Here is a 23453-nt window from a genome sequence, read left to right as displayed (position 1 = left end):
AAAACAAGACCATATCTTGCAATCGTTTTCCTTAATTGATTATAAATAATTTCACTTTTTTTGTAAAGTTTTATCCATCTACTTTCTTTACAAAAACAAATTCTCTTTCTTGTGAAAGATTTTCTTGAAACTTAAATCCAGAAAAAGAACTCTGTTTAATATCAGATAGTTTTGTAACGTGATTCTCAATCAAATAACTCAAAAATTGGCCACGCGCCTTTTTGGAGATAGTCGAATGAATTTTCCGTTTTCCATCTTTTTCTTCCATGAATTTGAAGCGGATCATCTTGTCTCTCACCTCTTTAGGAAAGACATCTTCAAATTCACTAGACAAGAGCGAAAGCAGAATTTCCTGATCTGCAACAGCTTGACCATAGGTCTCTGTCCACAGCTTTTTCAATGATTGCTTTTCGACATTGAGCTTTGTCATAAAGTCCAAACGGTGGGGAGCAATGGGCGCCAAAGCTGGAATCACTCCATACAAGCTAGAGGTAATCAAAAGATGATTTCGGATATACCGTTCTTCTTCCTTGCTCAGATCCTTACGCTTAATGTTTCGATACATGAGACCGTCAAAAAGATAGAGAGCAGGATAGGTTGGTGCTGTCTCATTTTGAAGTTCCTGAATACGTTGGTATTCCTCATCTGCTTTCTCTAGTCGAATCTGATATAGCTGGGCTAAGTCAGTCACTGAATACTGACTCAAAGCCTGAATAATTAATTTCGTCTTTTCTGACAGACTTTCTGGCTTAATCTGAGCGACTTGAGTATTTAGTTCTTTTGCTGTTGGAATTAAAATTTTCATAGATTCATTATAACAAAACTTGTATTTTCTTGACTATCCTTACGATTTATTCTTGACTAATTATATTTTATATCATATAATCTAGTTATCAATACTAGATTATAGAAAGGTTGATATTTTATGATATCCTTTCCCCTCTGGCAAGAATTACCTGATCTTGATTTATATTTAGACCAGGTCCTGCTCTACGTTAACTCTGTCAATCAAAAGGCTTTTCCAGGACAGGAAAAAGTCTTAACAGCAGCGATGATTAATAATTATGTGAAGCATGCTCACATTCAAAAACCAATCAAGAAGAAATACAATCGCACACAAATTGCTCGGCTAATTATTCTCACAACGCTAAAACCAGTATTTCCTATTCAGGATATTATTGAGACTGTTGAATATCTAGTGAAAAACCAAGAGAGTTCCGAACTCTTTTACAATCAATTTGTTAGCTATATGAAAGAAGAGACTAATATAGAAATCCATCCTCTTGTTTCATCTGCTTGTCAGACAGTCAAACTCTACCATCAGACCAGACAATTATCTCTAGAATTGAAAGGAGCACATGCAAATGAATCTAACCATGAAATTAAGTAAACGTTTGAGTTTTGGCGAGGAAGTGGCAAATGCTGTTACCCATGCAGTAGGTTCTGTCCTTACTCTTATCCTACTCCCCTTATCAGCTATCTATAGCTATGAAGTCCATGGCTTACTATCAGCTATTGGCGTCTCCATTTTTGTCATCAGCCTCTTTCTTATGTTTCTTTCATCTACAATCTACCACTCCATGTCTTATGGCTCAACTCATAAATATATCTTGCGTATCATTGACCACAGTATGATTTATATTGCCATTGCGGGTAGTTATACTCCAGTTGTCTTGGCTTTGATGAATAACTGGTTGGGTTATTTGATTATTCTAATCCAGTGGGGGACGACAATCTTTGGTATTCTCTACAAGATATTTGCCAAAAAAGTCAATGAGAAGTTTAGTCTTGCTCTTTATCTTATGATGGGCTGGCTGGTTGTCTTTATTATCCCACCAATTATTAGCCAAACAAGCCCGCTTTTCTGGGGATTGATGCTTGCTGGAGGTCTTTGCTATACCATTGGAGCAGGATTTTATGCCAAGAAAAAGCCCTATTTTCATATGATTTGGCATCTCTTTATTCTTGCTGCCTCTGCCTTTCAATACATCGCTATTGTCTTTACCATGTAACCATCTTTCGTCTTAAATGATTACTTTAAACTTGTATACTAATCATAGCAAAAGCTCTCTGAGAAAAATTCTCAGAGAGCTTTTTAGTCAAATATAGTTAAAAATAGAATAAGTTCCAAACTTCTTGAATATCCATATATCACTTCGGTTGAATTATTCTTTATTTTTGTCTTTTTTAGGCTTTTCTTTTTTAAAAGCAAAATAGAATAATAAGACCGGAAGTAACACATTAGCTGCGAGAGCCCCCATCCTATAAGAAACATCTGAATCAGCAGGTAATGGAGTTACAAAAGCATGATAAACAGCAAAAACTCCTAAAATCAAAAATAAAACTCTTTTAAAAGACATATAGACTCCTTCTAAACTTGCATTTCACCTCTTCAAGAGGATAAAATTCATTATTTAACAATAAATAGAATAACATACATTCATTTTTAATGATTGATTCTTCCCCTTTTTTCTAGCATTTTCTTAACAAAATAGGGCATTTTTACGTTTTCAATTCCCTTTTTTTCAATTAGTTTTTTTACAAATTCAGGCATTTGAGGCTCATCAATTTCTTTTAATATCTTAGAGCTTGTCTCAGAAGGAGCCAGTTCATCAAAAGTCGTTTGTTCTGGATAGAGATACTGAAAATCATCTCCTTCATGCTTACGAATGGTCGCCACGATTGCAGCAATCAAACGAGGGTCTGCATTAGGCATTGGTGGACGATGATAAGCTACACCAAGCTCTTGACACAATTCTTGACATTCTACATCATTATCAAAAAGAACTTCTATATGCTCACTGATAAAACTAATCGGAACAAAAATATAGTGTTTAGGATGGACAGTCTGATCACGAAGATATTCTAAGACATCTGGTTTGATCCAAGGAAGGCCGATATCACTTTCACTTTGCCAAGTATTAGTATATTCAAAAGAAGATAGTCCCAAGCGTTCTGCAATTATCTGTGCATTGTCAACAATTTGGTCAATATAAGGATCTTCAAAATCTAGAGCTAATAGTGGTACACTATGTGCTGAGAAAACAACTTTAAAGCTTTCACCCTTAACTTGTTTATCGATAATCTTCCTAATTTCATCTACCCAAAAGTTTAACAAATCTTCTGAACGGTACCAGTCCTTGATAATATTAAAACGGATTTTCTCACTGTGGATGAACTTTTCATATCCCATAACCGAGTAAAAAGAATAATGTGGTTCCAAAATCAGACAGATACATTCTTCAATGTCATCTAACTCCATTTGACGAATAAGGTCTGGGATGAAGGGGGATGAGAATTTATTCGCAAAATAAACTGCATATTCGCCTGCTAAAGCTTGTCTGACCAGCTCAACTTCTTCTCTTGTAATTTCTTGTAAAGGACTGCCACCAATTAGCTGATAGTTATCATAAAGATGCTGAATTTCTTGGTCTGTAGGACGCACACCTCGACGAATATTAGTAAAAAATGCAGCAACGTCTTCAAAAGTATAACCTTCTGGTGAACCAAAGGTCATCATCAAAATAGCTTTTTTAGTCATATTTCCCTCTTTTTCTAAAGCTCTCTGCTATTATAACATGATATCAGTCAAAATAAGTATGACTTTTCAATTCTTTTCTATTTTGTCAGAAACATGTCAATATGCTAAAATAGATTAGAGAAAACAGAAAGAAGGAGCATTTATGAAATATCCTAATCTTTTAGAGCGTTTCTTGACATATGTCAAGATCAACACGCGCTCAGACGAGACATCTACTACTACACCCAGCACCCAGAGTCAGGTGGACTTTGCTAACAATGTCCTCATTCCTGAAATGAAGCGGGTTCGCTTGGAAAATGTCTACTACCTGCCCAACGGCTTTGCGATTGGAACTCTGCCAGCCAACGACCCTAGCTTTACCCGCAAGATTGGCTTTATTTCCCACATGGATACGGCGGACTTCAACGCAGAAAACATCCAGCCGCAGGTCATTGAGAATTATGACGGTGGAGTGATTCCACTGGGGCAATCTGGCTTTAACTTAGATCCTGCGGACTTCTCCAGTCTCCATAAATACAAGGGCCAAACCTTGATTACAACTGACGGAACAACCCTTTTGGGAGCAGACGACAAGTCAGGTATTGCTGAAATCATGACTGCTATCGAATACCTGTCTGCCCATCCAGAAATCAAGCATGGAGAAATCCGAGTGGGATTTGGCCCAGACGAGGAAATCGGCGTCGGAGCTGATAAGTTTGACGCTGAAGACTTCGATGTGGACTTTGCCTACACAGTAGATGGCGGACCTCTAGGCGAACTCCAGTACGAGACCTTTAGCGCTGTTGGAGCCGAACTGACCTTCCAAGGTCTCAATGTTCATCCAGGAACTGCCAAAGGTCAAATGATCAATGCTCTCCAGCTGGCTATTGACTTCCACAACCAGCTACCAGAAGCCGACCGACCAGAGAAGACCGAGGGCTACCAAGGCTTCTACCACCTGATGAATCTGACTGGTACTGTCGAAGAAGCTCAAGCAAGCTACATTATCCGCGACTTTGAGACAGATGCTTTTGAAAATCGCAAGGCTGCTATGCGGACCATTGCTGATAAGATGAACCAAGAGCTGGGCAGCGAGCGAATTATCTTGACCCTCAAAGACCAATATTACAACATGAAGCAGGTCATTGAAAAAGACATGACACCTATTCATATCGCCAAAGCAGTCATGGAAAGTCTGGATATCCAGCCGATTATCGAGCCGATTCGTGGCGGAACTGACGGCTCAAAAATTTCCTTTATGGGTATTCCGACACCGAACCTCTTTGCCGGCGGTGAAAACATGCACGGACGCTTTGAGTATGTCAGTCTAGAAACCATGGAACGAGCTGTCGATACCATTATCGGCATCGTCTCTTATCAAGAAAAATAAACCTCTCATGAACATAAAAAGCAAACAAGCTAATTCTTTTCAAAATTAGCTTGTTCTTTTTTTCTTCTTCTAATTTGATTGAGCTTCTATGAATGAGATTATATCTGCAAAATCCTAAGCAAACTTATTTAGAAACTTACGGAATCTTCTCAAAATGATTCTTTTCTTTATTTAGTTGCTCACTTCGTTTGTCGTTGACGCTTGTTCAGAAGACTGAGCTGGCTCTTCTTGAGTAGCCTCGCTTCCTTGTTCCTTTGGCTCTGAAGCAGGACTAGCTGCTTCTGTTGGACTGGAACTTTCACTTGATGAACCAGCAGAATCATTAGGCTCACTAGATGCCTGATTGGATAAACTATCGGTTGGAGTTTCCGTAGGTTTTGCAGTCTCAGATTCTTTTTCCTCTGATTTAGCTGTATCAGAAACTGGTTTTTCTACCTTCCCTTGATTTTGAAGCCCTTCAACAAACGATTGAACTTCGGCAAGCAACTCTTCTTTATTGACTTTGCTATCTGCAAGCTTATCAAATAAAGTATCTACTTTAGTAAATAATTCATCTGACGCATTTTGCTCTTCAAGTAGCTTATGGGCCGCCATCAGTAAAGCATAAATTTTCTTATACAGTTCTTGATCTTTTGGATTTGTTTCTTCTTGCTGGTTTTTAATAGTATCAACCATTTGAGACAAGAGTAACTTAAGCTCTTCCAAGATGGTCTCCCGATCTTTACGTCCTTCTTTAAGATCAGCTTGAAGAGCCAATAATTGATTCTTGTAGTTTTCTTGACTAGTAGAATCTTTAACCTTATCTAAAAGTGTTTGTCCTTGCAGGAAGAGTGCTTGGAAGGTTGCATCAGGAATTTCTACTTTTGGCTGTGGCGCAAATTCACCATAAAGTTCTTTTAAGAAACCGTAAATGGCTGTTTTGTAGTTCTGATCATCCGTTTTTTCGGTATCTAGAATAGTTTTATCTTTAGCTTGACTTGCCTCTCCACTCGCAAGAGCCTTATCAACTTCTAGTTTGGTTTGATAGAGATCCAAGAATAAAGCTTTCAGATCCACAGCCTCGATAAAGGCTTGCGACTTGTAAAGTTTCATAGCTAAATCAGCAACTTTTTTACGAAGTTCTGGTTGCAGGCGAGCATCATCTACAGCAAGGTAGAATGTCTTAAGATATTCGACAGAGGTCATACCTGTCCGGTCTTGATAATCTTGAAGACTGGTCAGAAGCTGATCAATTTCTTTCATCTTATCTTCATTTTTTTCAACCTTTGCCATTTGCAAGTCGCTTAGTAGGGAAGCTTTATTAACATTGTAGCTATCTGTTTCCAAGCGTTTGATCTTATCAACTAATTCCTGATACTTCTTATCTACTTCTGTCAGTTGCTCAGTCTGGGCGTTTTTATCCACATGGATATAATGCTTATCAAACTGCTCTAAACTTGCTAAATAACCAGCCGTTGAGTTGCTCGGTAACTGCTTCATGGTTTCTACAAAATTCCCTAAAGCAAGCTCAATTCGACGTTGCATCAAGAGATCATTTTCGTAGATTGTTCGACTAGCAGCTAGCAGTGAGTCTACTTTCTCTAAAACTGCCTTTTCACTATAAGCTCCGGCCTGATATGCTGATTGTAAAGCAGGCAATTTATTCTTCAAGCCTAAGTTAACCCCTTTAGATTGAACTCGTATGTAATGATTGTGATCTCCATGAGGAATGACAAACTGACCGTTTTCGACTTGAATGCTATATGGTGACAAACCTGAGCGAAGAGCCGTTGTGTAGAGTTCGTTTAAGAAGTCTAACTCAGGATTTCCAGTTTCTAAAGGAATACGGACATGTTCTTTTCTAACAGCATATGGATGGATATGGGTTGGATCATAAGCTTGATCCGGATTATTAAAGACGAAGAAACCTTTAGAAATCTTAATGGCTTCACGAGGAACTCCATATGTTTTAGAGATATAGGCCATCTTTTCTTCATCGCTCGCATCACGAGAAAAACGATCATAATCAGAGTTCTCTTGACTTGCTTGCGCTGAATGTTGTTGCTTTGTCAACTGTGCTTCAGCCGCTGCAATTTGGTCTGCTGTCAAATCCTTTTTAAAGAAGTAGTGAGCATGACCACCATGTTGAACAACGTATCCTTCCTCATCTTTTGAGATGACATTTTCAGCATGGAAACCGTGATCATCTTTTTCAACTGGTTTTGTTGGTTCACTTGGTTTAGAAGGCTGAGTAGGTGTACTTGTAGCTGACTTAGGATACGTCTTTTGACCTGCTATTGGAATATTTCTTGCAATCTCTTCTTCTAGAGCTGACAAGCTGCTGTAAGGAATAAAGTGATAATGGTTCCCGTGAGGAATAGCCACTCCCTCAGCTGTCCTGTGGGCAATTTTTGCAGGATCAAAAATCAAGCCATCTTTTTCAGCATAACGTTTTTCTTTCGGCATGCCGTAAAGCTTCTGCAATTCATCCTGATAGTTTTTGCTAACCTCAGTTCCTTGACCACTCGGTTTAGTGACTAATCCTACTCCTCCAGTTTGATTTGGCTTGGAAGGCTGACTTGGAACAGGAGCTGGATCATGATTTGCTTGATGATTGGAATTTGCTATATGGCCTGTGTTCTGGTCTTGAGAAGGATTGTTTGCAAGATTCGAATTTTCTTCTACAGATGGTTTATCAGTCGAAGAAGCCTGTTGATTTCTGCCTTGCAAATAGTTCCAATAAGCTTGAGCAGCAGCTAATTCACCAGCTGATAAGTCTCCCTTTGGAATATAATGAATGTGACCAGCATGAGGAACCAAATAGCCATCACCCGTGTCCGAAATAATGTCAGAAGGACTAAAAACATAACCATCGTCCGTCGTATAAGCTCCTCCCCTATTCTGTGATGCAGTATTCACAGGTGAAGTACTTCTTTTCCCAGCAGCAAACGAAGCACTTGGGCGACTAAAGTCCTGCGTCTTTCTGGATTGATTTTGACTTGATTTACCATCCGTTTCGACTCCAGCTTCGTCTTCCTTACCAGGATGAAGCTGACGTTGTCGAGCAATTTCATCGACTGACCGAACATTAGTTGTTTCTTTAGCATTCGTCAAGTATAAATAATACTTCCCAGCTACTTTGATAATATAACCGTCTTTCACCTGATTAACAATATCAGCTTCTTGCAACTGATAATTGGGATCACGCATAATCAATTCTTCACTAAGAATCGCATCAAATGGGACTTTCCCGTTATAGTAATGATAGTGATCACCGTGAGAAGTAACATAGCCCTCCGCTGTGATTTTAACGACAATCTGCTCTGCTGCAATACCTTCTTTGGCACTAACCTGGTCAGGTTTTAAGTTTTCAGCCTTTCTAGCTTTGCTATTTTGTTTACTATTTGCTTTTTTCTCTACATAAGCGACCTTATTTTTTGATTCTGTCTGTTCTGATTGATGTTGCATAATAGCATATCCACATATTGTTAGGGTCGCTAAGGCCGCAACTGAACCAATGATATATTTCTTTTTCATTCTAAACCTCAATTTTTTAATTCTTTAGCTAATATTTTAAAGTTATCTTCCAAATTCTCCAGATAGGACTTATCATTTTCAGGGTCGGCTTCCAAAGGATTTAATACCTTAAGATTGACACCTGTCGCCTTCTTGAGGGTTTCTGCCAATTTAGAAGAAGCATTGCTTTCTACAAAAATGGTCTTTACTTGATAAGTCTTAATAAAATCTTGAATTTCAGTTAATTGTCTTGGACTGGGCTCTTGGTCAGGAGAAATACCAGAAATCCCAAGCTGCTTCAAACCAAAACGCTTGGCCAGATAAGAAAAGGCTGTGTGTTGCGTAACAAAAGTCTTGTTCTTAATTCCATTAAAAACTACTTGATACTTCTTACTCAGTTCTTTAGCCTTTTCAGCAAATTTCGACGCATTTTTCTCATATTTTGTAGCATTTTTACTGTCTAACTTAGATAAGTGTCGAGCAATTAATTGTGCCTCTTCAGCTACTTTGTCAGGATCTAACCAAGTATGAGGATCATAAAGAGTCTTTTCATCAATTCCCTTATCAGCAGAAACATCTTCTAGGCCAGCTACCTTTTCTAACTGCATACCTTCACTAGCTTCAACCACTTGAACCTTAGACTTTTCAAGACTTGGATCCAGACTACCCGCCCAAGATTCTAACGTTCTTGAGTGGTAAACAAAAATATCAGCGTCATAAATAGCTGCCACATCACTGGCAGATGGTTCGAATTCATGAATCCCAGAACTTGATTGGATCATTCGGACATCATTCAAGTCACCCGAGACTTCCTTCACCATAGAATAGATAGGATAAAAACTTGTAACAATTTTGAGCCCCTTACGGCTCTGAGGTGGACTCGATTCCTTTTTTGTACAAGCTACAAGTGAGAACCCTACTATCACAAGAGCTATTAAACGAAGTATTCTTTTAATTTTCATAAAACTCCTTAACCAGTTTAATAATTAGTCAAATGAATAGCTATTTCTAAAACACTAAAACATGTCTTAAAAACAGCTTTTTTCTTAACCGGTTTATTAACCAGTTAACATATTACGCCTTTTGGACTATCCTGTCAAGTATTTTTTTCATATTCTTAAAGATATTCGTCTTTTCTCAGAAACCTTATGACAACAAAAAAGCCACCAATGGTGACTTTTGGGGAGATTATTATGAAAAAGATTAGGATACTATCAAATAAAATTAGGAGTTTTTATTTGATGGTTATAGTATAGAATAGGCATCTTAAACTATTCTTAAAGATTTTTTCTTTCTAAAGATTCTTTTATTTGATCCAAAAATGCTGTTTCTTCTTCTGTGAAATTATAATTTTCTAAGAGATCAGGCCGTCTTAGATAAGTCTTTTTCAGACTTTCATAGAGACGCCACTTGCGGATATTTTCATGATGGCCACTCATCAATACTTCCGGAACGACCATACCCCGATATTCATAGGGTCGAGTGTACTGAGGATACTCTAAGAGGCCAGACGAAAAACTGTCATCTGTATGACTGGCTTCCTTGCCAATAACCTCAGGAATCAGGCGAACAGTAGCGTCAATCATGGTCATTGCTGCTAACTCTCCTCCAGTAAGGACATAATCACCAAGTGAAATCTCGTCAGTCACTAAAGTCTTGATCCGCTCATCATAGCCTTCATAATGCCCACAAATGAAGATGAGCTCCTCTTCCTTAGCCAGCTCCTCAGCATAGGCTTGGTCAAAAGTCCGACCAGCAGGATCCAGTAAAATCACTCGCGGTTGCTTCTTTTCGATAGCATCATAAGCATCAAAAATGGGTTGAGCTCGTAGCAACATGCCTTGACCACCGCCATAAGGCTCATCGTCTACGTGGCGAGACTTCTCTGCATTTTCTCGGAAGTTATGATAATTGATTTCTAAGAGGCCTTTTTCTCGCGCTTTTCCTACGATAGAGTGCTCCAAGGGCGCAAACATCTCCGGAAAGAGAGTCAAAATATCAATTTTCATCGTCCAATCCTTCCGGTATCTCTACATCAACTCGACCTTGCTCGATGTTGATTCCCAGCACCACTGGCGGAATGTAAGGCAAAAGCAAATCGCGCTTGCCTTTGCGTTTGACAACCCAGACATCATTAGCTCCTGGCTGCAGAATCTCCTTAATCGTACCAAGAAGAACATCATTTTCATAAACTTCAAGTCCGATGATTTCATGGTAGTAAAACTCTCCATCTTCTAGATCCGATAAATTTTCTTCAGCCACTTTCAGGCTAAAATCACGAAATTTTTCAATGTCATTGATGTGGTACATCCCCTTGAACTTAATAATATCAAAGTTTTTGACCTTGCGATGACTGGCAATCTCTACATCCATGACAAACTGATCTTTCTTGTCAAACAGGGCAAGGGTGTTGCCTTTTTTAAAACGCTCTTCTGCAAAATCCGTCACTGACAAAACCCGCATCTCACCTTTTAGACCTTGCGTATTGACGATTTTTCCAACATTAAAATAATTCATCTCGACTCCAACATATTATACTCTGCCTAGTATTTTATCATGATATAGGGGAATGTACAAGGGAGATAAAGGGGAATTTCCTTCCCTATATTTATTTGATTAAAATTGCTGTTTAACGTATAATTATACATATAGAGCTTTAACACTATAAACACCCGAGTGTGTTTACGCAAAACTAGAAAGAAGTTGGTGACGACTATGGGAAAAAAGTTAAGTAAACTCCTGCTCTCTACTGCTATTCTAGCCACAACAGCCGCCAGTCTGACTGCTTTGACACAGGTCAAAAAAGGCCAAGCAATGGAAAATGAAACGAGGGAAACTAGAAATCTCTCAGCCCTTGATGAAAAAATTGCTCAAATTGACAATCCAACCATCAAGGCTTTTCTAGAATACTATGCTAGTCAGAACATGACCTCCGCATCGTCTCTTCCAATGATAGATGATCTCGAGTCCAATACTCGCATCATAGTTATTGATACTGATGATGCGGATAAAAGTTTGCCACCAGCCATCGGAACATCTGTGGACGGATCCGAAGGGCCTGTAGGTGGAACTGTTGATGCTGATGGCAAATACATTGAGTTTGATACCAGTGACCATAGCAAATCCGCAACCGTTCAGGAAATTCGAGATGCTATTGCTGAGATTCTAGGGTAGACTCTCATAAATACGTACTAAATAGCTGAGACTAAAATCTCAGCTATTTTGCATGTATATTTACTCCCGCTTTCGATATACTAATTAAAGTTTGCATACAACTTTTCATCACATTTCTAAAAGAATCTCAGCTATCTTTTCTGACTGACTCCAATGTAAATAATGATGGTTGCCTCCTAAAATAATCTGAGTATTTTGTGAAGCAAATTCGGAATCTTTATATTCTTGTTCTCGATAGGCCTGACTCAGGATAAAAATCGGGAATTGAAAAGAAATATCTAAGTTCTGAAAATCGCTTTCTGCGATACTGCAGTAATGTTGAAATCCTTCTTGTACAGATTTTAATCTATCTGAACTCTTTTCTGCCTTAGCCCATAAGATTTTAAAATCAGCTACTGGAAAACTCTCTTGTCCTATTTTTTTCAGATATACATATCCTCCACCGAGCGTCTGAACTTTCTCCTGTAAGGATAAAAATTCGGGATAAGGATTCTGAGCTAATTCGCCATATAGAACAGAATAAGTGGTCGGTTCAATCAAGATTAGTCCCTGACAAAACGGCTCTGACTCAGCAATTTTAACTGCTACAAGGCCGCTAATACTGTGCGCGCAAATAGCATACTGAATGACTTTAAAATGCGATAAAACCTCTATAATAGATTGGACCAAATCGTCCAAAACAAAATTTTCTTGATTTTCCAGTGGGCTTTGCCCAGCATTAGGGTAATCTATTGTTAAATAGCCCCAATTTTTAGGTAACTTCCGAATAACTGGCAAAAAATTTTCATAGGACGGCAAACTCCCTGCACCGCTTAAAAATACAGCAATCTTTTCTGCAGGTTGATAGGACACAAATAGCTGTCCTACTTTCGTTTTGATCATTCTTTCTTTCATAATGTTTCCAATCAATTCTTAAAAATATTATCTGGGCACACACTACTATCTGAGAGATAGCTATTTTACTAGTGTAATAAGGACACCTCTATAACAGATTTTGTTCATATTCAACCAAGGACCGTGTCACAAGAGGCAGTTGCTAGTATTGCCTTAAAAGCGTTAAAACCTCTCTTCGAAAACCTGTTTAACAAAGTTCTCCACCAGAGCATTAAACTTGGCTGGTTGGCATAGATTCGACGGATCAAACGAATCAGCAATGACAACATTTTGAACATGACTAAGATGTTCTTTAGTTGTTTTCATCATTTGGACTAATTTCCCTGAAAAATCTCCCGCCAACAAAAGTGTAGGAATCTTGCACTTATCCAAGGCAGTACGATAATCAATGGCTTCAATTGCCCTGCGCTGCAAAACAGACTCGTCAGGTCGCATCCGGTCAAATAAGTCAACAAAATAAGAGCGAGCTAAAGGCCATCGTTTATAAATCGGCAAGGTTGATAGCTTCATAAACCATGAGTATTTCACCAAAGGAGCCGTAAGTTGAGCCAGTCTATTCATCATTGGTGACAAATCTGTCGCACAAAAAGTATCGCACAAGAAAGCTCCCTTAAAGATTTCCGGATTTTGTGTCATGAGATGCATGGTTAAGATACCGCCATAGGAAGTCCCTCCGATAATGGCTTGGCGGATGCCTTCTTTTTCCAAAATCGCCAGCACATCTGCTGCCTGGATATCTAGAACCTGGTCCAACTGACAAGTTAGCTGGCTTGATTGCCCATTTCCTCGTAAATCAGGCGCAATAACCTGATAGCGATCCTTAAAAAAATCTATTTGAGGCTGAAACATGCCCGAGTCAGCACTCAGACCATGCAGGAGGACGAGCGTTTCTTCATGACCTCGCCCTTCTATCCGATAGTATACCCTACCATCAGTTCTTTCAATATGATCCATCCTATGCCTCCATTCTAGATCTCATTTATACTTTTCTGCCACTTTGTAGCTAAGCCTATCTGCTTTTCTCTTTCTTTTCTAACTGCTTCTGTATCATCTGGACTCTGCAGATTCAGAACTTTGACAGCATAATCCGCTGAGACAATGGCATGCCCTCGCATATGGGCTGTTGCAACCGCTTGGGCAAAGACACGCGCGGCATACTTACTGACTTGTGATTTGGCTTGCTGAGATAGCTTCTGAGCTAAGAAACCAGCCTGCCTCAGTTCATAAGCAGAAACATTTCCCGCAAGTCGCGCTTCAAACACTTCCTGAACCTGAGTCAAGATTTGCTGCTTTTTCAGAGCGTCACCAATATCTATCAGAGCTATAAAGCGAGTGGCGTGCTCCATTGCCCATTGGGCAAGCTGCTGCTGAGGAAGCTGGGCCAAGATTTGCTCCAGTTCCAATCTTTTCTGACCGTCATCAAGAATCTTGATCTTGTAAGGACTAGGCAGACTCACTTGTCCATTCTCATAACATTCTCTTTCATGGGTATTCCAAGCGTAATCTTCTGACTTCATCCTTCACTCCTATTACTAAGCATCTGTTTGGCAGACCATCCTATAGATTACATACTTGCTCATTTTTAATAAATAGAAAACAGCAGGACACAAGTGTCCCACTGTCTCATTTTATTTTTCGTCAATTACGATTCGTACTTTTTTATCTTCGGTTGGGACAGAGTAGACAATCGTTCTTATGGCAGAGATAGTACGACCTTTACGACCGATAACACGTCCAACGTCAGTTTGATCAAGATCGAGATGATATTCCATAAACTCTGGAGTATCTTCGATTCGGATAGTTAAGGCATCTGGTTGTGAAATCAAAGGTTTCACTATTGCAATAATTAGATTTTCAATCGTGTCCATAATCAACCTACAATTCTATTATTTAGAGTATTTTGAATCGTGGAATTTCTTCAATACACCTTCTTTTGAAAGGATGTTGCGAACTGTATCAGATGGTTGCGCACCATTTTCCAACCATGCAAGTACACGGTCTTCTTTCAAAGTCACTTGGTTTTCAGCAACAAGTGGGTTGTATGTTCCAACTGTTTCAATGAAACGTCCGTCACGTGGTGAACGTGAATCTGCTACGTTGATGCGGTAGTAAGGTTTCTTTTTAGAACCCATACGAGTCAAACGGATTTTAACTGCCATTTTTAAATTTCTCTTTTCTGTTTTATATTTTAGTAAATAACAAAGCTATTTACTGACAGAGACTATCTTACCATAGTTTTATGGAGGTGTCAAGAAAAAAACTTGACAGGATTGAATTTTTACCGAGAAATTTCGCCATTCTTTTCGGATGTTTGAGTTAATAAGCCTGCTTGATCCATTTCACGAATCAATTGTTTTATTTCAGATTCTTTACCGGGCTTTACAGTGATCGTATCAATGTGCCTTATGGCTGAATTATCCTGGATATCAACCAAGGTCAAAGCCTTCTCATAATATTCAATCCCTTTTTTTAGTCTTTCCTGATTGTTCCATTGCAAAATTGAGTAATTTATAGACTGATCTTTCCCAATTTCTTTAAAGTAGTCCCAACTTTTTTCTTCTAAAAACTGATATAAACCAGTATTTAATAAATTTTCCCCGACCTCAGCATAAGAAATATCCTCTAGCTGTACAACATATACCTCAATTCGGTTGTTTGTTCGTTTGGGACTTTCTTTTAGTACAGGGTGACGCTGAATCATTTCTTCTGAAAAATGAACAGTAAATGTAAGTCCTCCACCTTCATAATGATAGCTTCCATCAGATTCGACTTTTTCCGGCTTCAAATCTAGAGAAGTAAAAATTTTTTCGATTTTTGTATTTCCTTCCCTTATATCGCTAGGGGATGCCTTAAAAAGATTAAAAGTTAAGGGATTAAAAGTTGAAAAAAGTATCAAAAGTGAAATTGTTAGAAGAACCGCAAAAGCAATCAAAATTGCTTTTAGGAGTTCAGCTACTCTATCGTTCATTTTTCACTCCTTCGAATCTACTATGAAACTCCAACTCTTTCCTATGCAACAACTCAGACCATAAAATTGTCAGGACTTGGATTTTTCTAGAAGACCTTCTCATACTATTATAAAAATAGCATATATATTGCATTTCCAATCATGAAAATCGTAAAGAGCCAAAACCAGACAGACATAAAAGCTGAACGAAAGCTTCCGCTCTCAGGTTTATTTATTTCTATATAGACTGAAATCTCTTTTCGAAGACTGTAAAGGAAATAAAGGGCTAGACCACTTCCACCATAGAGTAAGATAACGTGCACAAGTCCAACTAAAACTCCCGGTAAGAAGCTATAAATCAATGCTAAACCATCTCCAAGGACAAGATTGTTGAAGATGTGAAGTCCAATGGCCCAAAATACTGAGTATTCTAGAGTGACGTAAGAGAAAATGAAACCAACAAAGGTAGCGAAAATGATCTGAGGTAAATTCCCGTGGAAAATTCCAAATAAAAGGGAAGAGAAACTGATGGCAAATACTTTTCCATATTTTTCGAAAGTCCTTAGTCCTGCAACCCGGAAAATCAACTCTTCTGATATGGGACCGACAATAGCACTGTATAAAAACATCGTCCAGGTTGTAGAATCTGCGGAAGCAGCCTCAACTGAAGACATTATTGAGAGACCAAAAATATTCAAAAAGTATTCAAAGAATTGACTAAACAAGTTAAAAAAAGTCTGGGCAAGTAAAAGCAAGCTAGTCAGAATAAGAAAAGCTTTTGGTGTCATTGCTCTTTTTTTATGTCTAAGATCAGTGCTAAAAAGTTGCTTCTTACGATATAACCAGAAAATCAAGAGGCCAACCGGTACAGCAAAAAGATACATTCCCCCATCATTTGCTAGAAATTGTGATGCTGCTTCCTTTGCAGCTCGTAAATTGTCCCCTCCATATTGATAAATAAAAATTAGCAGAGTCACAATTGAATAAACAGTTACTACTGCTGACATTGCTAAAGTATACAAGAGACACAACCCTGAAAATCGAGAAACATCTTTGCGGATTTCTTGATTAGTTTTACTTGTCATAAATATTTCCTTAATTAACTTAGTCATTTAACCTTTTTGCTCAGGAAATACAAGGTCGAAAAAATTCCCTCATAAAGCAAAGCAAAAAGAATAAAGGAGTGCATGAAAAATTCTTCAGGTAGAATCCAAATGACTGGATCCTTAGCCGGGTCAAACATCCAGGTACTATCACCAACAAAAAGAACTTGATGAAAGAGCGTAAAAAAATTGTCAAAACCAATCAGGAAGACTAGTCCTGCTAGAATAAGTGGTAAAAGACAAATTAACAGAAATACCCGTCTGTAGAGACCTAAAAATCCCTTTTTGACCACTTTTTTGATAAAGAAAACCAAAGACGGCAGAGTGACTAGAAAAATAGCCTGCGCCAAGTGAAAGAGGTACTTAACTGCCTGAAAATGATGCAGCCCAGCTGCAGACGATCGAAAATCCGGCATCGCTAGCTTTTGACTAAAAGGATTAGTCAGGTAATTCATCAAAATATTAAAATTATACTGGATGGTCTCTGATTTTAAATAAACTTTACCTGGCAGGTTGAAATAAGAAATCTCTATTGGGTATAAGAGCCAGGCCAGATAAATGGTTAACAAAATAGCTGCTGCCAGCAAGCACAAGACGCTGGCTGAAATTCTTACCTTATCACGCATCGAAGTCCCACTCCGCTAGACTGGACAAGACATGCGTCGGTTGGATTGGCAGATTTGGCACTTCTTCTGGCAGGGTAAAACCTGTCGTAACCAAGAGGGTCGGAATGCCATTGTCTATACCCGCTCGAATATCTGTCAAATAGTTATCCCCCACCATGACCACTTCTTCACGCGCCAGTCCTAGATGCTCTATGGCTTTTTCCATGATGATGGCATTTGGCTTGCCGATAAAGGTTGGCTCAACCCGAGTAGCTGCTTCCAAGAGGGCATTGATCGCGCCAGCTCCCGGCTGCAGACCTCTCTCAGTCGGAATATTGAGATCTGGATTGGTTCCGATAAAGTGAGCACCCTTTTGAATGGCCAGCGTCGCTATTGTCAGCTTCTCATAGTCCACTTCCCAGTCAAGACCTACTACTACATAGTCAGGATTTTCAGTGTCTTCTATATAACCAGCTTCTTCTATGGCATGTTTCAGTCCGATATCACCGATAACGTAGACTTTCTTGCCCAGATTTTTCTCCTGCATATAGTCAATGGTAGCCAGAGTTGCTGTGTAAATAGTCTCAAGTGGCGTCTCAATATTGAAATTCTCAGCCAACATGCTCTGTACCATTTCTGGCGTGCGCGTGGTATTATTGGTCACAAAAAGATAGGGAATCTTGCGCTTCTGCAACTCATGCACAAAAGCTTCGCCAGCCGGAATTCTACTCTTTCCCTTATAAATCGTCCCATCTAAGTCAATCAAATAACCTTTATATGTCATTTCTACTCTTCCTCATTCTCCTGATTAAACTCTTGCCAGGTAACCAAAGCCTGAGCATTCACTTCACCTTCACTGGAAATCTGGTGATTACTTTGTAGACCATCTAAGTCGTAGCTTGAAGCAATCATGCCACCTGGTCGAACTTCTTTGACATACTTGAGATGGATTTTCTTAGGAATATACTTCATGAGGAAGTCTGCCCCCATGACCTCAAAAATCCAGTCCAGATACTTGCTATTATTGACATGGCCGTTCATATCCAAGTCGTAAAAGCGCACATGATAGTCCTTGCTCACAGGATTTTCTAAAGCTGGATACTTGGGACCGCGCAGTAATTTCTTGGAAAAATCAGACTGATAAGGAGCAACAATCTCTGGCTCAACTGCGTGAACCTTGCGGCTATCTCGATCCATAAGGACAAAGGTCGCCATCATCTGGATAATGGCCTCACCTGCTTCATCAAAAATCGTAAAGCGACGGTAGCAAAAGAGCCTATTGTAAGTCAAGGCTTCTGTCTCAATAGTAATCTCCTCTGCAAAGCTAGGCAAACGAGTCACATCGATATCGTAGTCCGTGATAATCCAGACTAGATTATACTGATCTAACATATCCTTGTCGCTGACACCAAGCTCAATTGACTGCATCCCCGATACCTGCAAGGACAGCAAAATGACATCAGGTAGCTTGATATGGCCATTCATATCTGCCATATCAAAAGGAATTTTCATTTTCATTTGATAAGTTAAGCCCATGATTTACTCCAATATAAATTTCTCAGCAACCGTATCTCCCAAAAAGAGACCTTTCTTGGTCATACGAACGATGTCTCTGTCAGGCACTAGCAAGCCCTGCTCAGTCAGTTCAGCCACAACAGCTCCGTACTGATCTTCAAAGGAGAGACCGAATTTTTCCTCAAAGCGCTTTTTAGATACCCCCGACTTCTTACGCAGTCCTAGAAACATCTCTTCTTCTATCTTTTCTTTCAGCGTCAGCACTTCTTCCTGCACGCGGGCATTGCCCGCTTCCACCGCCTGAAGATAATGACGAATGGGACCGTGGTTTTTATAACGAACACCATTGACATAACCAGACGCTCCCGCTCCAATACCATAATATTCTGCATTGTCCCAGTACATGAGGTTGTGACGACTCTCAAAGCCTAGCTTAGAAAAGTTTGAAATCTCATAATGATCAAAACCAGCCTTTTCCAGCTCAGCTATAATGTATTCGAACATCTCCGCTTCCAAATCTTCCTTGGGCAGAGGCAATTTTCCTCGCCGCATCCGATTCATAAAGACCGTATGATTTTCCAAAATCAAGCTGTACAGACTCATGTGGGGAATGTCCAGGGCAATAGCCTTGGCAACATTGATTTTTACATCCTCCATGGTCTGCTTGGGCAGGGCATAAATCAGATCAATCGAGATATTGTCAAAACCCGCTTTTTTGAGATTAGCAATATTCTCATAGATGTCCTTTTCTAAGTGACTGCGGCCAATCTGCTTGAGCATGCGGTCGTTGAAAGTCTGTACACCTAAAGAAACCCGATTGACAGGCGAGTCTTTGAGTACAGCAATCTTCTCCTGATCTAAGTCCCCAGGATTGGCTTCAATGGTCAACTCTTCTAGATAAGATAAATCTAACTTGTCCGTCAGCTTTTCCAGCAAAAAGGCTAATTGAGGCGCAGATAGAGCCGTCGGAGTCCCTCCACCGATATAGAGGGTACGGAGCTTTTTAATATCGTAAGAATCATACTCCTCAATCAAATGCTCCAGATAAGAATCCACCGGCTGATTTTTGATAAAAACCTTGGAAAAATCGCAGTAATAACAAATCTGAGTACAAAAAGGAATATGCACATAAGCAGAGGTTGGTTTGGTTTGCATAGTACTTATTATACCATATATTATAGACAGTCAAGTGAGAAAGTTATCTTATATTTGGTATTAGAAAAGTAGCAAACGATTTGTTTGCTACTTTTCTTATTAGGATGTAAATTTCTTGTTAGCTAAGATATTTCTTTAACTTTCCGTATTTATCCGCCAGCTGGTAGCTGTTTTTCTTTCTTGGATAAACTTACTGTAGATACCTTGTTTAGCTAGTAAGTCTTGGTGTTTACCCTGCTCGACAATGCGACCTTGATCCAGCACCAAAATCTGGTCTGCATGCTCAACCGTCTTGAGTCGGTGGGCAATCATGATAATGGTCTTATCGCGAGTCAAAGCTTGAATAGCCTGCATGAGGGCTTCTTCGTTTTCTGGGTCAACATTGGCTGTTGCTTCATCCAGAATGATAATAGGTGCATCCTTGATAATAGCCCGTGCAATGGAAATGCGCTGACGCTCACCTCCAGAAAGACTAGCACCTCCTTCACCAATCTTGGTGTCATAGCCATCAGGCAGCGATAGGATAAAGTCATGACAGGACGCTTTCTTAGCAGCCTCTATCACTTCTTCCTGACTGGCCTCCGGCTTGCCAAAACGAATGTTATTGGCAATGGTATCCTCAAAGAGATAGACACTTTGGAAGACAAAGCTGAAATTACGAATCAGGCTGTCATAGCTGTAATCCCTGACATCATGCCCGTCCAGACTGATACTTCCCTGGTCCACATCCCAGAAGCGGGCAATGAGGTTGCAGAGCGTTGTTTTGCCTGATCCAGAAGGTCCGACCAGAGCAGTTGTCGTCTTTTCGGGAATGGTAAGGGAAACCCGGTCAATGATTTTCTTATTTCCATAAGAGAAGCTAACATCTCTCAGCTCAATCCTGCTGCTCTTAGGCTCAATATCCTGACCGCTGATGTCCATCGGCTGGATAGCCAAGACTTGATTGACCATATCAACCGACAAATCAACAATGCGCAGGAGAGAAGAGAAAGAGCCAACGCCGTCTAGATTTTCATAAATCATAAAACCACTGACAATCATCATAATGGTTACCAGCAGCTCCATACTGCCATTGAGGTAAAAATAGATAGAGAAAAGACCCATAAAGAGACCGGTCAGCTTGGTCACTATGCCTTGGAGGGCAATGTAAGGTGAAGTCACTAGTGTCATTTTGGTATCTAGCTGACTCTTGCCTTCAATAGCCTTGGACAGCTTCTTGGCAGAACGGTTGACCAGATTGTAGTTCTTAACTTCAGCAATCCCTTGGCTGTACTCCAAAACAACGGCTACTAGGTCCATATCCGCCTGATACTTGTCATCAGAAACCTTGCCAACTTGCCAACGCATGAGGGTATTGGGCAGGAGAAAGAGGACAAGACCCACCAAGAGAACCAGACCAACTCGCCAGTCATAGAGAAAGACCAAAACGGTTATGAGACCAGTCGTCAGAAAGCCCTGCACAGTCATCATAACCACTCGCGTAGCTACATCAGACAACCCTTCCAGCGTATTAGTCGTAACACTGGTAATCTTGCCTAAGCTATTTTGATTAAAGTAACCCATGGGCAGATAGCGCATGTGCTCGGCAATTTCAATCCGCTTCTGAGCACAGGTATGATAGCCCGCTTCCGTCTGCAGCATGGTGATTTTCAGGGTAATCCATACGTTTAGCACAGTGGATACCAACATGATAGCCAGAGCCAGCCAGAAGGTCTGCATAGAAAGATTCTTCTCAATCAGTCCCATAACGACTAAGCCGATCGCTGGGATACGCAGAGCGATGATAAAGGACTTGATGACGCCCAGATAAATGGATTGATAAAATTTCCTACGGTCCTCTGCCGTACAGAAATCAAAGAATTTCTTCAGTATATTAAGCATGAGTCAACCCTCCTTCCATCTCATCACTATCCTAGTAGCAATATGGGCCTGCCACATGGAAGCATAAAGCGGACTTGCTGTCAGCAATTCTTCATGCCGACCTCTAGCTTCAATCCGACCATCATTGACCAAGACTATCTGGTCTGCACTCATAATCGTAGACAGCCTGTGGGCAATGACAATCAAGGTCCGTCCCTCAATCAGACGAGCTAGACTGGACTGGATACGTGCTTCATTTTCCGGATCTGTATAAGCAGTCGCTTCATCCAAGATAAGAATCGGCGCATCCTTGAGCATGGCACGGGCGATAGCAATCCGCTGACGCTCCCCACCAGATAGATGACCGCCGCCAGAGCCTACTTGAGTTTCAAAGCCGTCTTCTAAGTTCATGATAAAGTCATAACAGCCACAGCGACGAGCAATTTCGATGACCTCTTCGTCAGAAGCTGCTGGATTTCCCATCCGGATATTTTCCATAATAGTCTCATCAAAGAGATAGTTATCCTGGGTCACGTAAGCAATCTGCCGACTGTAATAGTCTAGCGGAAGCTGGCGAATATCCAAGCCACCATAGGTAATTTGACCAGAACTGACATCCCAGAAAGAAGCTAGAAGCTTGGCAATTGTAGACTTACCTGAGCCTGATGGCCCAACTAAAGCATTGATACTGCCAGCCTTAATATCTAGCGAAATTCCATGTAGCACTTCCTCTTCATCTGTATAGCCAAAGCTGACATCCGTCATGACCAGATCCCTTCCTTTTGGAAGTTCTCTCATCTCCTGAGGCCTTTTCAAATCAGGTTTTTCCAAAATATCAATGATTTGACCAAAAATAGTGCCGATTTTCCGTAAATCGTCCATATAGCTAGCCACTAAAATCAGAGGAGTTAGAAGACTGAGCGAAAGAATAATCATCAAAATGAAATTGCCAGCAGTCAAGCTACCTTGCAGATAGAAATAACAGCCAGCCGGAAGCAGAAAAAGCAAGCCTGATGGCAGAAAAGCAGTCACAATGCCCATCTCCAGATTGAACTTACGCATCCACTCAATAAAGCAGTCTGCTCCTTCTCTAGCAGCCGTCACAAACTTATCATAAGAAAATTTTTCCTTGCCAAAGACCTTGATGACCTCAATCCCATTGATGTATTCCACCGCTGTATCATTGAGTTTTTTGGTCTTGACCAGAGTATTTTGATAGTCCGCTTCGCTATTGGCAGCCATCCGTATATAAGCAAATGCCACAATAGGAATTGTCAGGAGAGACAGCAAGGTCAGCCGCCAATCGATGACCAGCATGGCAATGAGGACAATAATCGGACCAAAAATTCCAGCAGTAAACTCTGGAATCAGGTGAGCCAAGGTCGTTTCGGTCGCATCCACCCGCTCAACGATAATGTTCTTATAACTGCCTGATGACTGACTAAGCACTGTACCTAAAGGTAGCCCAGCCAGCTTGTCTGTCAGGCGGTGCCGCATTTCCGCTAAAATCTTAAAAGTAGCCGTATGCGACAGCATGGTGGAGATACCGTGAAATCCCCAGTAGCCAATCCAGGCCATACCTGCCCAAGCCGACTGCTGCAGGTAAAAATCCCAGTTTTTATTGCCAGCCAAGAGCTGATTAATCATTCCACCAATAAAGAAATAAGGCAGAAATCCTGAAAGCACAGAGGCAAAGGCAAAGATCAGACTGAGTACAAAATATATCTTATGAAGGGAAACAAAGTCCCAGATCCAAGTAAGGACAGATTTTTTCTTCATAGAATTTCCTTCTTTC

The 23453-nt window shown here is 40.2% G+C and carries 23 protein-coding genes and 1 pseudogene; 4 read left to right on the top strand and 20 right to left on the bottom strand.

Annotated features, from left to right (window positions below; all coding sequences use genetic code 11):
• Positions 1–70: 70 nt before the first annotated feature.
• Positions 71–805 carry a peroxide stress protein YaaA gene (yaaA, locus tag PCY09_RS00900; protein ID WP_125397119.1) on the bottom strand — a complete coding sequence of 245 codons (735 nt, stop codon included), beginning with the start codon at positions 803–805 and terminating at the stop codon, positions 71–73.
• A 120-nt stretch (positions 806–925) separates the two neighbouring features.
• Between yaaA and PCY09_RS00895 the strand changes: the two genes are divergently transcribed.
• Both PCY09_RS00895 and PCY09_RS00890 read left to right on the top strand, forming a co-directional pair.
• Positions 926–1390, top strand: a complete 465-nt coding sequence (locus PCY09_RS00895; protein WP_008809245.1) for a DUF1836 domain-containing protein — start codon at positions 926–928, stop codon at positions 1388–1390.
• Entirely contained in the window at positions 1365–2012 is a 648-nt protein-coding gene (locus PCY09_RS00890; RefSeq protein WP_012000697.1) for a hemolysin III family protein, read from the top strand. The genes PCY09_RS00895 and PCY09_RS00890 overlap by 26 nt, the downstream gene beginning before the upstream one ends.
• A gap of 153 nt (positions 2013–2165) precedes the next feature.
• On the opposite strand, the gene PCY09_RS00885 is transcribed toward PCY09_RS00890, so the two are convergent.
• Positions 2166–2360, bottom strand: coding sequence for a hypothetical protein (locus tag PCY09_RS00885; RefSeq protein WP_045635253.1), 195 nt, complete (start codon positions 2358–2360; stop codon positions 2166–2168).
• Between the two features lie 86 nt (positions 2361–2446).
• Complete coding sequence (hemH, locus tag PCY09_RS00880) at positions 2447–3541, bottom strand: ferrochelatase (RefSeq protein WP_045635252.1); 1095 nt, start codon at positions 3539–3541, stop codon at positions 2447–2449.
• Between the two features lie 142 nt (positions 3542–3683).
• On the opposite strand from hemH, the gene pepT reads away from it, so the two are divergent.
• A complete protein-coding gene (gene pepT / locus PCY09_RS00875; protein WP_061602110.1) occupies positions 3684–4910 on the top strand; it encodes a peptidase T in 1227 nt (408 codons plus the stop codon).
• Between the two features lie 171 nt (positions 4911–5081).
• Here the strand turns inward: pepT and PCY09_RS00870 are convergent, their stop codons facing one another.
• The 4 genes from PCY09_RS00870 to rimM form a co-directional block, all read right to left on the bottom strand.
• Complete coding sequence (locus tag PCY09_RS00870) at positions 5082–8426, bottom strand: pneumococcal-type histidine triad protein (RefSeq protein ID WP_125397118.1); 3345 nt, start codon at positions 8424–8426, stop codon at positions 5082–5084.
• 8 nt (positions 8427–8434) lie between these two features.
• The gene (locus tag PCY09_RS00865; RefSeq protein ID WP_125397117.1) at positions 8435–9367 is read right to left on the bottom strand and encodes a zinc ABC transporter substrate-binding protein; all 933 of its coding nucleotides are present in this window, start codon (positions 9365–9367) and stop codon (positions 8435–8437) included.
• A 315-nt stretch (positions 9368–9682) separates the two neighbouring features.
• Positions 9683–10414, bottom strand: a complete 732-nt coding sequence (trmD, locus tag PCY09_RS00860; RefSeq protein ID WP_061602107.1) for a tRNA (guanosine(37)-N1)-methyltransferase TrmD — start codon at positions 10412–10414, stop codon at positions 9683–9685.
• Positions 10404–10922 (bottom strand): ribosome maturation factor RimM, encoded by a 519-nt coding sequence (gene rimM, locus PCY09_RS00855; RefSeq protein ID WP_125397116.1) that lies wholly within the window; start codon positions 10920–10922, stop codon positions 10404–10406. The genes trmD and rimM overlap by 11 nt, the downstream gene beginning before the upstream one ends.
• Positions 10923–11120: 198 nt before the next feature.
• Here rimM and PCY09_RS00850 point away from each other — a divergent pair, with 198 nt between their 5' ends.
• Positions 11121–11579, top strand: coding sequence for a hypothetical protein (locus PCY09_RS00850; RefSeq protein WP_125397115.1), 459 nt, complete (start codon positions 11121–11123; stop codon positions 11577–11579).
• A 108-nt stretch (positions 11580–11687) separates the two neighbouring features.
• On the opposite strand, the gene PCY09_RS00845 is transcribed toward PCY09_RS00850, so the two are convergent.
• From PCY09_RS00845 to PCY09_RS00785, 13 genes and pseudogenes are all read right to left on the bottom strand, one after another.
• Positions 11688–12473 carry an alpha/beta fold hydrolase gene (locus tag PCY09_RS00845; protein WP_061582927.1) on the bottom strand — a complete coding sequence of 262 codons (786 nt, stop codon included), beginning with the start codon at positions 12471–12473 and terminating at the stop codon, positions 11688–11690.
• 162 nt (positions 12474–12635) lie between these two features.
• Complete coding sequence (locus PCY09_RS00840) at positions 12636–13427, bottom strand: alpha/beta fold hydrolase (RefSeq protein WP_125397114.1); 792 nt, start codon at positions 13425–13427, stop codon at positions 12636–12638.
• A 14-nt stretch (positions 13428–13441) separates the two neighbouring features.
• Positions 13442–13990, bottom strand: coding sequence for a putative immunity protein (locus PCY09_RS00835; protein WP_061602104.1), 549 nt, complete (start codon positions 13988–13990; stop codon positions 13442–13444).
• Between the two features lie 111 nt (positions 13991–14101).
• Positions 14102–14341: a KH domain-containing protein gene (locus PCY09_RS00830; protein WP_008809259.1), complete on the bottom strand. Its 240-nt coding sequence runs from the start codon at positions 14339–14341 to the stop codon at positions 14102–14104.
• Between the two features lie 18 nt (positions 14342–14359).
• Positions 14360–14632 carry a 30S ribosomal protein S16 gene (gene rpsP, locus PCY09_RS00825; protein ID WP_008809260.1) on the bottom strand — a complete coding sequence of 91 codons (273 nt, stop codon included), beginning with the start codon at positions 14630–14632 and terminating at the stop codon, positions 14360–14362.
• Between the two features lie 119 nt (positions 14633–14751).
• Positions 14752–15441 (bottom strand): hypothetical protein, encoded by a 690-nt coding sequence (locus PCY09_RS00820; protein ID WP_061593218.1) that lies wholly within the window; start codon positions 15439–15441, stop codon positions 14752–14754.
• Positions 15442–15548: 107 nt separating this feature from the next.
• Positions 15549–16505, bottom strand: coding sequence for a CPBP family intramembrane glutamic endopeptidase (locus PCY09_RS00815; RefSeq protein ID WP_008809262.1), 957 nt, complete (start codon positions 16503–16505; stop codon positions 15549–15551).
• 23 nt (positions 16506–16528) lie between these two features.
• Positions 16529–17149 carry a TIGR01906 family membrane protein gene (locus PCY09_RS00810; protein ID WP_045773309.1) on the bottom strand — a complete coding sequence of 207 codons (621 nt, stop codon included), beginning with the start codon at positions 17147–17149 and terminating at the stop codon, positions 16529–16531.
• Positions 17142–17912, bottom strand: a complete 771-nt coding sequence (locus PCY09_RS00805) for a TIGR01457 family HAD-type hydrolase (protein WP_061602103.1) — start codon at positions 17910–17912, stop codon at positions 17142–17144. The genes PCY09_RS00810 and PCY09_RS00805 overlap by 8 nt, the downstream gene beginning before the upstream one ends.
• A gap of 2 nt (positions 17913–17914) precedes the next feature.
• On the bottom strand, positions 17915–18664 hold the full coding sequence (locus PCY09_RS00800) for an acyl-[acyl-carrier-protein] thioesterase (RefSeq protein WP_045773307.1): 750 nt from the start codon (positions 18662–18664) through the stop codon (positions 17915–17917).
• A 3-nt stretch (positions 18665–18667) separates the two neighbouring features.
• Positions 18668–19798: a radical SAM family heme chaperone HemW gene (gene hemW / locus PCY09_RS00795; RefSeq protein ID WP_061602102.1), complete on the bottom strand. Its 1131-nt coding sequence runs from the start codon at positions 19796–19798 to the stop codon at positions 18668–18670.
• A gap of 135 nt (positions 19799–19933) precedes the next feature.
• On the bottom strand, positions 19934–21679 hold the full coding sequence (locus PCY09_RS00790) for an ABC transporter ATP-binding protein (RefSeq protein WP_061602101.1): 1746 nt from the start codon (positions 21677–21679) through the stop codon (positions 19934–19936).
• A pseudogene (locus PCY09_RS00785) lies at positions 21672–23437 on the bottom strand (ABC transporter ATP-binding protein). Before PCY09_RS00785 ends, PCY09_RS00790 begins: the two are co-directional and overlap by 8 nt.
• Positions 23438–23453 lie beyond the last annotated feature (16 nt).

Source organism: Streptococcus sp. SG2, assembly GCF_030439925.1.
Taxonomy (GTDB): domain Bacteria; phylum Bacillota; class Bacilli; order Lactobacillales; family Streptococcaceae; genus Streptococcus; species Streptococcus gordonii.
Note: the sequence above shows the minus strand (reverse complement) of the source record. Positions and strands in the feature narration are given on the sequence as shown.